The organism is Streptomyces sp. NPDC057136 (assembly GCF_042670885.1).
In the GTDB taxonomy this organism is placed as follows: domain Bacteria; phylum Actinomycetota; class Actinomycetes; order Streptomycetales; family Streptomycetaceae; genus Streptomyces.
In genome coordinates this window covers 341,564-354,040 of the sequence record NZ_JBHUUV010000002.1, presented here as the reverse complement: position 1 = coordinate 354,040, position 12,477 = coordinate 341,564, and the positions used below count along the sequence as shown (strand labels likewise).

Annotated in this window: 14 protein-coding genes; 7 read left to right on the top strand and 7 right to left on the bottom strand. The window is 70.1% G+C overall.

Going from position 1 to position 12,477, the window contains the following annotated elements; all coding sequences use genetic code 11:
• Positions 1–87 precede the first annotated feature (87 nt).
• From nhaA to ACFT7S_RS04175, 4 genes are all read left to right on the top strand, one after another.
• Positions 88–1,494: a Na+/H+ antiporter NhaA gene (gene nhaA, locus ACFT7S_RS04190; RefSeq protein ID WP_382726668.1), complete on the top strand. Its 1,407-nt coding sequence runs from the start codon at positions 88–90 to the stop codon at positions 1,492–1,494.
• A gap of 39 nt (positions 1,495–1,533) precedes the next feature.
• Positions 1,534–2,064 carry a phage holin family protein gene (locus ACFT7S_RS04185; protein ID WP_382726665.1) on the top strand — a complete coding sequence of 177 codons (531 nt, stop codon included), beginning with the start codon at positions 1,534–1,536 and terminating at the stop codon, positions 2,062–2,064.
• The gene (locus tag ACFT7S_RS04180) at positions 2,061–3,038 is read left to right on the top strand and encodes an alpha/beta fold hydrolase (RefSeq protein WP_382726662.1); all 978 of its coding nucleotides are present in this window, start codon (positions 2,061–2,063) and stop codon (positions 3,036–3,038) included. Before ACFT7S_RS04185 ends, ACFT7S_RS04180 begins: the two co-directional genes overlap by 4 nt.
• Positions 3,039–3,143: 105 nt before the next feature.
• Positions 3,144–3,347: a hypothetical protein gene (locus ACFT7S_RS04175; protein ID WP_362848261.1), complete on the top strand. Its 204-nt coding sequence runs from the start codon at positions 3,144–3,146 to the stop codon at positions 3,345–3,347.
• A 60-nt stretch (positions 3,348–3,407) separates the two neighbouring features.
• On the opposite strand, the gene ACFT7S_RS04170 is transcribed toward ACFT7S_RS04175, so the two are convergent.
• From ACFT7S_RS04170 to nth, 3 genes are all read right to left on the bottom strand, one after another.
• Positions 3,408–4,607, bottom strand: a complete 1,200-nt coding sequence (locus tag ACFT7S_RS04170) for a MarP family serine protease (protein ID WP_382726659.1) — start codon at positions 4,605–4,607, stop codon at positions 3,408–3,410.
• 99 nt (positions 4,608–4,706) lie between these two features.
• Positions 4,707–5,459 carry an NUDIX hydrolase gene (locus ACFT7S_RS04165; RefSeq protein ID WP_382726656.1) on the bottom strand — a complete coding sequence of 251 codons (753 nt, stop codon included), beginning with the start codon at positions 5,457–5,459 and terminating at the stop codon, positions 4,707–4,709.
• Between the two features lie 93 nt (positions 5,460–5,552).
• Positions 5,553–6,356, bottom strand: coding sequence for an endonuclease III (nth, locus tag ACFT7S_RS04160; RefSeq protein WP_382726653.1), 804 nt, complete (start codon positions 6,354–6,356; stop codon positions 5,553–5,555).
• 336 nt (positions 6,357–6,692) lie between these two features.
• Here nth and ACFT7S_RS04155 point away from each other — a divergent pair, with 336 nt between their 5' ends.
• Entirely contained in the window at positions 6,693–7,367 is a 675-nt protein-coding gene (locus ACFT7S_RS04155; protein ID WP_014046869.1) for a Crp/Fnr family transcriptional regulator, read from the top strand.
• A gap of 153 nt (positions 7,368–7,520) precedes the next feature.
• Here the strand turns inward: ACFT7S_RS04155 and ACFT7S_RS04150 are convergent, their stop codons facing one another.
• The 4 genes from ACFT7S_RS04150 to ACFT7S_RS04135 all read right to left on the bottom strand — a co-directional run bounded on the left by ACFT7S_RS04150 (position 7,521) and on the right by ACFT7S_RS04135 (position 9,998).
• Positions 7,521–8,351: an MBL fold metallo-hydrolase gene (locus ACFT7S_RS04150; RefSeq protein WP_382726650.1), complete on the bottom strand. Its 831-nt coding sequence runs from the start codon at positions 8,349–8,351 to the stop codon at positions 7,521–7,523.
• Positions 8,348–9,241, bottom strand: coding sequence for an NUDIX hydrolase (locus tag ACFT7S_RS04145; RefSeq protein ID WP_382726648.1), 894 nt, complete (start codon positions 9,239–9,241; stop codon positions 8,348–8,350). The genes ACFT7S_RS04150 and ACFT7S_RS04145 overlap by 4 nt, the downstream gene beginning before the upstream one ends.
• Before the next feature lie 128 nt (positions 9,242–9,369).
• Entirely contained in the window at positions 9,370–9,840 is a 471-nt protein-coding gene (locus ACFT7S_RS04140) for a RidA family protein (protein ID WP_382726645.1), read from the bottom strand.
• Positions 9,840–9,998: a DUF4177 domain-containing protein gene (locus ACFT7S_RS04135; RefSeq protein WP_019992579.1), complete on the bottom strand. Its 159-nt coding sequence runs from the start codon at positions 9,996–9,998 to the stop codon at positions 9,840–9,842. The genes ACFT7S_RS04140 and ACFT7S_RS04135 overlap by 1 nt, the downstream gene beginning before the upstream one ends.
• A 71-nt stretch (positions 9,999–10,069) precedes the next feature.
• Between ACFT7S_RS04135 and ACFT7S_RS04130 the strand changes: the two genes are divergently transcribed.
• Both ACFT7S_RS04130 and ACFT7S_RS04125 read left to right on the top strand, forming a co-directional pair.
• Positions 10,070–11,044 carry an ArsA family ATPase gene (locus ACFT7S_RS04130; protein WP_382726642.1) on the top strand — a complete coding sequence of 325 codons (975 nt, stop codon included), beginning with the start codon at positions 10,070–10,072 and terminating at the stop codon, positions 11,042–11,044.
• Positions 11,041–12,462: an ArsA family ATPase gene (locus ACFT7S_RS04125; protein WP_382726639.1), complete on the top strand. Its 1,422-nt coding sequence runs from the start codon at positions 11,041–11,043 to the stop codon at positions 12,460–12,462. The genes ACFT7S_RS04130 and ACFT7S_RS04125 overlap by 4 nt, the downstream gene beginning before the upstream one ends.
• The last annotated feature ends 15 nt before the right edge of the window (positions 12,463–12,477 follow it).

Here is a 12,477-nt window from a genome sequence, read left to right as displayed (position 1 = left end):
GAAATCTCCACTAGGTGCGCCGGGAAGTCTGGTCGGCAAGTGCTACAGCCGTGCCCCCGCTGCCGTACCGACCCGGAGGTCTCCACCGTGGCCGCGCCCACTCCAACCCCGCCTCCCGCCCGCCGTACCGCTCTCGGACGCCTTTCCCTGCCCGAGCGGAACTACGTCGCCGAAGCGCTGCGCACCGAGACGGTCGGCGGCATCATCCTGCTGGTCGCCGCCGTCGCCGCGCTGATCTGGGCGAATACCTTCGGGGCAAGTTACGAGTCGGTCAGCCACTTCCACTTCGGCCCCGAAGCCCTGGGGCTGAACCTCTCCGTGGCCCACTGGGCCGCCGACGGCCTTCTCGCCATCTTCTTCTTCGTCGCCGGTGTCGAGCTCAAGCGTGAACTGGTCGCAGGCGAACTGAAGGACCCCAGGGCGGCCGCCCTGCCGGTCATCGCCGCGCTCTGCGGCATGGCCGTCCCCGCCCTCGTCTACGCCCTGACCGCGCTCGTCGGCGACGGCTCCATGGCCGGCTGGGCGGTCCCCACCGCCACCGACATCGCTTTCGCGCTCGCCGTCCTCGCGGTCATCGGCACCTCGCTGCCCTCAGCGCTCCGCGCGTTCCTGCTCACCCTCGCCGTGGTCGACGACCTCTTCGCGATCCTGATCATCGCGGTCTTCTTCACCGACAGCATCGACTTCATGGCGCTCGGCGGAGCAGTCGTGGGCCTGGTCGTCTTCTACTTCCTGCTGCGTGCCGGGATCAAGGGCTGGTACATCTACCTACCGCTGGCCCTGGTCATCTGGGGGCTGATGTACAACAGCGGCGTCCACGCGACCATCGCCGGTGTCGCCATGGGTCTGATGCTGCGCTGCACGACGCGTGACGGCGAGGCGCACTCGCCCGGCGAGCACATCGAGCATCTGGTCCGCCCGCTGTCCGCCGGTTTCGCCGTACCGCTGTTCGCGCTGTTCTCCGCCGGCGTCTCGCTCCAGGGCGACGCGATCGCCGGCGTCTTCACCCGGCCCGAAACACTCGGTGTCGTCCTCGGTCTCGTCGTCGGCAAGACTGTTGGCATCTTCGGCGGCACCTGGCTCGCCGCCCGCTTTACCAAGGCGGAGCTCAACAAGGACCTGGCCTGGGCGGACCTCTTCGCCGTCGCCTCGCTCGCCGGTATCGGTTTCACCGTCTCCCTGCTCATCGGGGAGCTCGCTTTCGAAGGGCAGGGCGAGATGGTCAACGAAATCAAGGCCGCCGTGCTCATCGGTTCCCTGATTGCGGCCGTACTCTCCGGTGTACTGCTCAAATTGCGGGTACGCGGGTACCGGGCCCTTTACGACGCCGAGGAGCTCGACGAGGACGAGGACGGTGTCCCCGACGTCTACGAGCAGGACAACCCGGAGTACCACCTCCGGATGGCCGCGATCCTCGAAAAGAAGGCCGCCGAGCATCGCCGCCTGGCCCGGGCGGCGGGGGCGACGAGCAGCGAGACGGACAGTCCGGCATGATCTGACACCGGATGTGTTGAAGAGGAGAGGGAGTCAGGGATGAGCGACCCCGGCAACTACGCGGGCAACGGCGACCGCAGTCTCGGACAGTTGGTCGCTTCGGCGACGGCCGAGATGTCGGCACTGGTGCACGACGAGATCGCACTGGCCAAGGCCGAAGTACGCCAGGACGTGAAGCGCGGCGTCACCGGCAGCGTGGCGTTCATCGTCACCGGCGTGCTGATTCTGTTCGCGATTCCCGTGCTGAGCTTCGCGGCGGCGTACGGAATCCATAATCTGGGCCTCGGCCTCGCCTGGTCGTTCCTGATCGTCGGCGGCGCGTTCATCCTGCTGGGAGTCCTGCTGGCGCTGTTCGGCTGGGCCAAGCTCAAGAAGGTCAAGCCGCCGGAGAAGTCCATCGCCTCGGCCAAGCAGACCGCCGCCGTCCTCCAGGGCGTCAAGCCCCACCCCCGCCCCGAGGTCCTGCCCGGTACGGACCGTACGACGGTGGGCAGCACCCTGTCGGACAAGGCCATCGAAAGCCGCCCGGTTCAGGACAAGGCGTCCGCTGTGGCACGCTCGTCCACATGACGGTCCCCGATTCCAGCACGTCCGGTCCGGCAGCAGGCCCCCTGGGCCCGGCCGGTTCCGGCAGTCCCGTACGCCTCGACGGTCCATGGACCCACCGGGACGTGGCGGCCAACGGCGCGCGCTTCCACATCGCCGAGCTGGGCGAGGGCCCGCTGGTACTCCTGCTGCACGGCTTCCCGCAGTTCTGGTGGACGTGGCGCCACCAGATGACCGCGCTGGCCGACGCCGGATTCCGGGCGGTGGCCATGGACCTGCGAGGGGTCGGCGGCAGCGACCGTACGCCCCGGGGGTACGACCCGGCCAACCTGGCCCTCGACGTCACCGGCGTGATCCGCTCGCTCGGCGAGCCGGACGCCGCGCTGGTCGGCCATGACCTGGGCGGCTATCTCGCCTGGACCGCTGCCGTGATGCGGCCGAAGCTGGTCCGACGGCTCGTGGTCTCCTCGATGCCGCACCCGCGCCGCTGGCGCTCCGCGATGCTCTCCGACTTCTCGCAGTCCCGGGCGAGTTCGTACGTCTGGGGGTTCCAGCGGCCGTGGCTGCCGGAGCGTGGGCTCGTAGCGGACGACGCGGCCCTCGTGGGCCGGCTGATCAGGGAATGGGCGGGCCCCGGCACCGCGGACTTCCCCGACGACGAGGTGCTGGACGTCTACCGGCGCGCGATGTCGATCCCGTCAACGGCACACTGCTCGATCGAGCCGTACCGCTGGATGGTGCGGTCCATGGCCCGGCCGGACGGCGCCCAGTTCAACCGGCGGATGAAGCGGCCGGTGCGCGTACCGACGCTGCATCTGCACGGTTCACTCGATCCGGCGATCCGTACGCGGAGCTCCGCGGGGTCCGGCGAGTACGTGGAAGCGCCGTACCGTTGGCGACTTTTCGACGGTCTCGGGCACTTCCCCCACGAGGAGGACCCGGCGGGGTTCTCGAGCGAACTCATCAACTGGCTCAAGGATCCCGAGCCCGACCGCTAGCCCGGGGGCACGCGTGTGCGCCGAACAGCCAATTGCCTGCCGCATAGGCCAATTGGCTGACTCCCGCACGATTACCGACCTTGGGTGACGGGCAGACGTCGGGGTATGGGCTGGACGCACGACTTCGGTGACGCAGCACGCAACCGCCGCTCGACCGCAACGGTCGGTCCGAGCACTCATGAGGGGGGCGGCCCGCAGGGCCGGGTGCACGAAGTGCATGATTTTCATGATCCCCAGCTTGGAATCCCACGCATTCTCCGCCGCCGGGCCCGCTGGGTCTCGGCGCGGCTGCGTCATCCCCGTGGATGACGCAGCCACCTTCTGCCGACCGGACCCGCAGTCCGCCTGGGGCCTCTCGAACAAGAGGCCCTAGAGCGCGCAGTCCTGGCTGTCGACCTGCTGGTTCGCGCTGCGGCCGCGCTCGATGTCCTGGCGGATCTCGTCGGCCGACAACGCGTAGCCGGTCTCCGGGTCGTCGAGGGACTTGGCGAACACCACTCCGTACACCTTTCCGTCCGGAGTGAGCAGCGGGCCACCGGAGTTGCCCTGCCGCACGGTCGCGTAGAGCGAGTACACATCGCGGCGGACGGTGCCCCGGTGGTAGATGTCCGGGCCGTCGGCGTCGATGCGCCCGCGGACCCGCGCGGAGCGTACGTCGTAGTCGCCGCCCCCCGGGAAGCCCGCGACGATGGCACTGTCGCCGGTCTCCGCGTCGCTGTCGGTGAAGCGCAGGGGCTTGGCTTCGAGATCCGGCACGTCCAGTACGGCGATGTCGCGCCGCCAGTCGTAGAGGACGACCTTCGCGTCGTACAGCCGGCCCTCGCCGCCGATCTGGACGGTCGGCTCGTCGACTCCGCCGACGACATGCGCGTTGGTCATGACACGGCGGTCGTCGAAGACGAAGCCGGTGCCTTCGAGGAGCTTGCCGCAGCCGGGTGCCATGCCCTCGACCTTGACGATGGACTTCATGGCGCGGGCGGCGACGGGGCTGCCTGCGAGTGCCGGGTCCGGGGCCTTGACCTCGGTGATGGGCTCGTTGGCGAACGGGCTGAAGACCTGCGGGAAGCCGTTCTGGGCGAGCACCGAGGAGAAGTCCGTGAACCAGGTGGATGCCTGATCGGGCATCACACGCGAGACGCCGAGGAGGACCTTGGAGTTGCGGACCTCCTTGCCGAGCGTGGGCAGCGACGTGCCGGCCAGGGCGGAGCCGATCAGCCAGGCGACCAGGAGCATCGCCACGACGTTGACCAGGGAGCCGCCGGTGGCGTCCAGGGCGCGCGCGGGCGACCACGTGATGTACCGGCGGAGTCTGTTGCCCAGGTGGGTGGTGAACGCCTGGCCCGCGGAGGCGCACACGATCACGATGATGACCGCGACGACGGCGGCCGTGGAGGAGACCTCTGAGCCGTCGGTCACCTGGTCCCATATGAACGGCAGCAGATAGACGGCGACGAGTCCGCCGCCCAGAAAGCCGATCACCGACAGGATGCCGACGACGAAACCCTGGCGGTAGCCGATAACCGCGAACCACACGGCGCCGACCAGCAGCAGGATGTCCAGCACGTTCACCGTCTCTAGCCTCGCAGATTCGTCACCTGGCCCGTCGTTCGTCCGACGGGATCCGGGCCGGGCCGGAGCAGCGCAGCACGGGATGGAGCAGTCAGCCTGTCATGGGCGCCAGTCGAGCGGCACCTGTCTGGTCGGGTCCCAGGGGCGCTCCCAGCCCGCGTAATGCAGAATCCGGTCGATCACACCGGCCGTAAATCCCCAGACGAGGGCGGATTCGACCAGGAATGACGGGCCCGGATGGCCGCTGGGATACACGGTGGTCACCCGGTTGGCCGGGTCCGTGAGATCCGCCACGGGAACCGTGAACACCCGGGCGGTCTCGCCCGGGTCGACGACACCGACCGGGCTCGGCGCCCGCCACCAGCCGAGCACGGGCGTCACCACGAAGCCGCTCACGGGGATGTACAGCCGGGGCAGCACGCCGAAGAGCTGGACGCCCCGCGGATCGAGTCCCGTCTCCTCCTCGGCCTCCCGCAGCGCGGCCCTGAGCGGCCCCGTGGTCGCCGGGTCGCCGTCCTCGGGGTCCAGCGCGCCGCCGGGGAAGGACGGCTGGCCCGCGTGGGAGCGCAGGGAGCTGGAGCGCTCCATGAGGAGCAGCTCCGGACCGCGCTCGCCCTCGCCGAAGAGGATCAGCACGGCGGACTGGCGGCCCGCACCGCTCTCGGGCGGCAGAAAGCGGCTGAGCTGCCGGGGCCGGATGGTCCGCGCCGCGCGGGCGACGGGGTCGAGCCAGTCGGGCAGCCCCTCGGTGGTGACGGGGACCACGTCGCCGTGGGACGCGTCCCAACCGTCGTCGGCGGGCACGCCCGACGACGAAGTCGGAGCGGACCGCATGCCCTGTGCGTGCGTCATAGGCACCCCCTCCGTTTCACAACGCCTGTCATCGGCCATTTCGTTCCGGGGCCATTTCGCTCGGTTTCGTACGGCTCGTGCTGTGCCCGTCCCTCATTCGGCCCCGAGGGGCGGTGCCGGTTTGCCCGGGTAGTCGGGCGGGGGGCTGAGGCGCTGGCCCGGATAGCCGCCCATCTCGTACTTCAGGAGCTTCCGCGCCTTCTCCGGGTCCGTCTCCCCTTCCCCGTACGAAGGACAGAGCGGGGCAATGGGGCAGGCACCACAGGCGGGCTTGCGGGAGTGGCAGACGCGGCGGCCGTGGAAGACCACGCGGTGCGAGAGCATCGTCCACTCGCTCTTCGGGAAGATCGCGGCCACGTCCGCCTCGACCTTCTCCGGGTCCTCCTGGTCGGTCCACTTCCAGCGGCGGACCAGCCGGCCGAAATGGGTGTCCACCGTGATGCCGGGGACCCCGAACGCGTTGCCCAGAACGACGTTGGCGGTCTTGCGGCCCACGCCGGGCAGCGTGACGAGATCGACGAGCCGGCCGGGGACCTCGCCGCCGAAGGTGTCCCGGATGGCGGTCGAAAGACCTATCAGCGACTTGGTCTTGGCCCGGAAGAAGCCGGTCGGCCGAATCAGCTCCTCCAGCCTTTCCGGAACGGCCGCCGCCATGTCCTCGGGCGTCGGGTAGGCGGCGAACAGCGCGGGAGTTGTCTGGTTGACCCGCAGGTCGGTGGTCTGCGCCGAGAGCACGGTGGCGACGAGAAGCTCGAAGGGATTCCGGAAGTCCAGCTCGGGATGGGCGTACGGATAGACCTCGGCGAGCTCGCGGTTGATCCGGCGGGCGCGGCGCACCATCGCGAGGTGCGATTCCGGTTTCGTCGTTTTCGTCGTCTTCACAGCCTTCGTCTTCACAGCCTTCGTCGCGGGCTTCCCCGCAGTGGTCTCGTCCGGGCGTTTTGTGGCATTCAGGGGGTAATGTACGAACTGTTCGCCCACAGCGGAATCAGGGTCTTCCGACACCCCATCAGCCCCCTCGACCTGCGCTCTCACCGGCGTTCTGGACACCCGGCCAGCCTAGAGCCCGGCACTGACATCCGCCCCGGTCACCGCGTATCCGCGCCAATCGGCCCCCTGCCGTACGGACCGGCACTCCCGTGCGTCAAACTGGTTTGTGATTGATCGCACTGTTTTACCGTCCGGCATCATGGGGACCACGGTTCCCTGAACAGGCCGACAAGGAGAGAACTCGTGGACGACGTTCTGCGGCGCGCCCCGCTTTTCGCGGCGCTCGATGATGAGCAGGCCGCGGAGCTCCGCGCCTCGATGAGTGAGGTGACCCTCGCGCGCGGCGACGCGCTGTTCCACGAGGGCGACCCGGGCGACCGCCTGTACGTGGTCACCGAGGGCAAGGTGAAGCTCCACCGCACCTCCCCCGACGGACGCGAGAACATGCTGGCCGTCCTCGGTCCCGGCGAGCTCATCGGAGAGCTGTCGCTCTTCGACCCGGGCCCGCGCACGGCGACGGCGACGGCCCTGACCGAGGTCAAGCTGCTCGGCCTCGGCCACGGCGACCTCCAGCCCTGGCTGAACGCCCGCCCCGAGGTGGCCACCGCGCTCCTGCGCGCTGTCGCCCGACGGCTGCGCAAGACCAACGACCAGATGTCCGACCTGGTCTTCTCCGACGTACCGGGCCGTGTCGCCCGTGCGCTCCTCGATCTGTCGCGCCGCTTCGGCGTGCAGTCGGAAGAGGGCATCCACGTCGTGCACGACCTGACCCAGGAAGAGCTGGCCCAGCTGGTCGGCGCCTCCCGCGAGACGGTCAACAAGGCCCTCGCGGACTTCGCCGGTCGCGGCTGGCTGCGCCTGGAAGCCCGCGCGGTGATCCTGCTGGACGTGGAGCGGCTGGCGAAGCGGTCCCGCTGACCCGTGTGACGTTGTGCGAGGGCTCCGCCGGGTGGCGGGGCCCTTCGTGCTTCGCGGTGCGGTGGTGCGCCGGGGTACGTCGGCGGTTCGCTTCGTCCCCAATCGCCGGACGGGCTCGATATGGCCGGCTCGGGCTTCATTCGGCCAGGTCGACTAGATCAGTCCGTGCTCGGTCAGATACTCCAGCTGGGCCCGCACCGACAGTTCCGCCGCCGGCCACAGCGAGCGGTCCACGTCCGCGTACACAAGGGCCACCACGTCCGACGGCGACCGGTGTCCGGACTCCACCGCCGTCTCCACCTGGGCCAGACGGTGTGCACGGTGGGCGAGATAGAACTCGAGCGCCCCCTGCGCGTCCTCCAGGACCGGACCGTGCCCCGGCAGGACGGTGTGCACCCCGTCGTCGACCGTCAGCGAGCGCAGGCGCCGCAGCGAGTCGAGGTAGTCGCCCAGCCGCCCGTCCGGGTGCGCCACCATCGACGTACCGCGCCCCAGGACCGTGTCGCCCGTGAGCACCGCCCCGTCGGCCGGCAGGTGGAAGGAGAGCGAGTCCGCGGTGTGCCCGGGGGTCGGGACCACCCGGAGTTCGAGTCCGCCGGTGGTGATCACATCGCCCGCCCCCAGCCCCTCGTCGCCCAGGCGCAGCGCGGCGTCCAGGGCCCGCACCTTCGTACGGGTCAGCTCGGCGAAGCGTGCCGCGCCCTCCGCGTGGTCGGCGTGGCCGTGGGTGAGGAGGGTGAGCGCGACACGCCGCCCGGCCCGCTCGACGGTGTCGGTCACCGCCCGCAGATGGGCCTCGTCCAGCGGGCCCGGGTCGATGACGACCGCCAGGTCCGAGCCGGGCTCGGCCACGATCCAGGTGTTGGTTCCGTCCAGCGTCATCGCCGAGGCGTTCGGGGCGAGGACGTTGACCGTACGGGGGGTGGCAGGGCCGGAGAGGACTCCGCCCCGCGGCTGCCCGGGAAGTGCCGCCGCGTCGCTCATGCGCCCTCGCCTCCCGCGCCCCCGGCCGGGATGTGTTTGGTGAACTCGTCGTGTCCCGGCCAGCTCAGCACCAGCTCGTCGCCGTCCAGGCGGGCCTGTGCGAGTACGGGAGTGAGGTCCTGGGCATCTGCCGCCTTCAGGGCCTCTGCGGCCGTCCCGTACGGCCTGAGCGTCCGCAGCGTGGACACGGTGGGCGGCATCATCAGCAATTCGCCCCTGTCGTAGCCGTCGGCCGCCTCGCCGGGGGCGATCCACACCGTCCTGTCGGCCTCGGTGGACGCGTTGCGGGTGCGCTGGCCCTCGGGGAGCGCGGCGACGAAGAACCAGGTGTCGTAGCGGCGCGGTTCGAACTCCGGGGTGATCCAGCGCGCCCACGCGCCGAGCAGGTCGGAGCGCAGCAGCAGACCGCGCCGGTCCAGGAATTCGGCGAAGGACAGCTCGCGGGCGACCAGCGCCTCGCGGTCGGCCTCCCAGTCCGCCCCCGTCGTATCGCTGACGACCGTGCCGGCCGTCGGCCCCGCCAGGAGGACGCCCGCCTCCTCGTACGTCTCGCGCACGGCCGCGCAGACGATGGCCTGGGCCTCGGTGACCGTGGCGACGCCGAGCCGCTCGGCCCAGTGCTCCAGCGAAGGACCGGCCCAGCCGACCAGGTGGTCGTCGTCGCGCGGATCGACTCCGCCACCCGGATAGGCGTACGCGCCCCCGGCGAACGCCATGGAGGTGCGGCGGCGCAGCATGTGCACGGCCGGCCCGCCCCCGATGTCCGCGCCAGGGTCCCTGAGCAGCATCACGGTGGCGGCCCGCCTGGGGGCCACGGCTGTCAGCTCGCCTGCGGCGAGGGCCCGAATCCGGTCGGGCCATTCCGGTGGGTACCACTGACCATTGGACATGGCCGGAGGCTATCCGGAACCTTCCCGATGTTCGAGGGCCGCGGGTGATCCGTACATGCCCTGTACATGGATGATCCCGCCCGGTCACGCGGACCGAACGGGATCATCCATCGAGTACGGGGTACGGGTCAGGCCTCGACGAGCTCGACCTGGACCTCGATCTCCACCGGCGCGTCCAGCGGCAGCACCGCGACGCCCACCGCGCTGCGTGCGTGCACACCCTTGTCACCGAGGACCGCGCCCAGCAGCTCGCTCGCGCCGTTGATCACGGCCGGCTGACCGGTGAAGTCGGTGGCGGAGGCGACGAAGCCCACGACCTTCACGATCCGTGCGATCCGGTCCAGGTCGCCCGCGACCGACTTCACGGCCGCGAGGGCGTTGAGCGCGCACGTCCTGGCGAGCTCCTTCGCCTCGTCGGGCGTGACCTCGGCGCCGACCTTGCCGGTCACCGCGAGCTTGCCCTCCACCATCGGCAGCTGCCCGGAGGTGTAGACGTACACCCCGGACTGCACGGCCGGCTGGTACGAGGCCAGCGGCGGGACGACGCCCGGGAGCGTCAGGCCCAGCTCGGCGAGGCGCGCTTCGACGACGCCCGCCATTACGGCTTCTCCCGCTTCAGGTACGCCACGAGCTGCTCGGGGTTGTTCGGGCCGGGCACGACCTGGACGAGCTCCCAGCCGTCCTCGCCCCAGGTGTCCAGAATCTGCTTGGTCGCGTGCACGAGAAGAGGCACGGTCGCGTATTCCCACTTGGTCATAGGGCCGACTGTAATGCCTGGCACGTACGGCCTCGTGCGTAGCCCGGGGCACGACTGGTTAGGCTCCAGGCGTGAGCAGGTTCCAGGTCGTCAGCGGCAAGGGCGGTACCGGTAAGACCACGGTTGCCGCCGCCCTCGCGCTCGCCCTCGCGACCGAGGGGAAGCGCACCCTCCTCGTCGAGGTCGAGGGCAGACAGGGCATCGCCCAGCTCTTCGAGTCGGAAGCCCTTCCCTACGAGGAGCGCATGATCGCCATCGCGCCGGGCGGCGGGGAGGTGCATGCGCTGGCGATCGACGCCGAACGGGCCCTCCTCGACTACCTCCAGATGTTCTACAAACTGGGCAGCGCCGGCCGGGCACTCAAGAAGCTCGGGGCGATCGATTTCGCCACCACCATCGCGCCGGGGGTCCGGGACGTCCTGCTGACCGGCAAGGCGTGCGAAGCCGTACGCCGTAAGGACAAACAGGGACGTTTCATCTACGACCACGTGGTCATGGACGCGCCTCCCACCGGCCGCATCACGCGCTTCCTCAATGTGAACGACGAGGTGGCCGGGCTGGCGAAGATCGGCCCGATACACAATCAGGCACAGGCCGTGATGCGGGTCCTGAAGTCCCCGGAGACGGCGGTCCACCTCGTGACACTGCTGGAGGAGATGCCGGTCCAGGAGACCGCGGACGGCATCGCCGAACTCCGCGCGGCCGAGCTGCCCGTGGGCCGGGTGATCGTGAACATGGTGCGCCCGCACCTGTTGGACGAGGAAGCGCTGCGGACCGCATCGGGGGCCCGTCGCAAGGAGATCGCGAAGACGCTGACCCGGGCGGGCGTGACCGGTTCCGCCGCACTCGTACGGCCGCTGGTCGCGCAGGCGGCCGAGCACGCGCAGCGGGTCTCGCTGGAGCGCGAGCAGCGCGCCGTGCTGGCCGGCCTGGAACTGCCCACGGCCGAACTCCCGCTGATCGGCGAGGGGGTGGATCTCCCCGCGCTGCACGACCTGGCGGCCGAGCTCCGTAAACAGGGCGCAGGGGAAGAGGTGGAGTCATGACGCTGGGTTCGGACGTCGTACCGGGGCTGGACATGGACGCGCTCCTGGACGACCCGGAGATCCGGATCGTCGTGTGCTGCGGCTCGGGCGGGGTCGGCAAGACCACGACGGCCGCGGCTCTCGGCGTACGGGCCGCCGAACGCGGGCGCAAAGCGGTGGTCCTCACCATCGACCCGGCCCGCCGGCTCGCCCAGTCCATGGGCATCGACCAGCTGGACAACATCCCGCGCCGGGTCGAGGACATCGACGGCGCCGGCGGCGGCGAACTGCACGCCATGATGCTCGACATGAAGCGGACCTTCGACGAGACCGTCGAGGCGCACACCGATGCCGCCCGGGCCCGCGCGATCCTGGAGAACCCCTTCTACCAGTCCCTGTCGGCCGGCTTCGCGGGCACGCAGGAGTACATGGCGATGGAGAAGCTGGGGCAGCTGAGGGCGCGCGACGAGTGGGACCTGATCATCGTCGACACGCCGCCCTCGCGCTCCGCGCTGGACTTCCTGGATGCGCCGAAGCGTCTCGGATCGTTCCTGGACGGCAAGTTCATCCGGCTGCTGGTGGCTCCGGCGAAGATCGGCGGCCGGGCCGGGATGAAGTTCCTCAATGTCGGCATGTCGATGATGACGGGGACGCTCGGCAAGCTGCTCGGCGGTCAGTTCCTCCGTGACGTACAGACCTTCGTCGCCGCGATGGACTCGATGTTCGGCGGATTCCGTACCCGTGCCGATGCCACGTACAAGCTGCTCCAGGCGCCCGGCACGGCGTTCCTCGTCGTCGCGACGCCGGAGCGGGACGCGCTGCGTGAGGCCGCGTACTTCGTGGAGCGGCTGGCCGCGGAGGAGATGCCCCTGGCCGGCCTGGTGCTCAACCGGGTGCACGGCAGCGAGGCTTCCCGGCTGACCGCGGAGCGTGCGCTGGCCGCCGCGGAAAATCTTGAAGAGGGCGGCATTGTGGATCAGACGACCGGGAAGGCTGGCCTTAGTGACCCGGTGGACCCGGCGGGCGCCTCTCCCGAAGCCCACGGCACACCGCTGCCCCCTGACGAACGCAACAAGCCGCATGAGCCGCATGCGCACCAGCCGAATGAACAGCACAAGCAGTCGGAGCCGCCGACGGACGCGCATTCCGCTTCCGCTGCCGCCATTGCCGCCGCTTCTTCCGATGCCGCGTCCGATGCCGCGTCCGCCGAGCACTCGGTCGAGCAGCTGACCGCAGGTCTGCTGCGGCTGCACGCCGAGCGCATGCAGGTCGTCGCGCGCGAACAGCACACACGCGACCGCTTCACCGCGCTCCACCCCGAGGTCGCCGTCACCGAAGTGGCCGCGCTGCCCGGCGATGTACATGACCTCGCAGGTCTCCGAGCCATCGGGGACCGGCTCGCGGCCGGTTCCGTTTCCGCTCCGGCCGGAGCTGCCTAGGCCCTACTCGCCCGA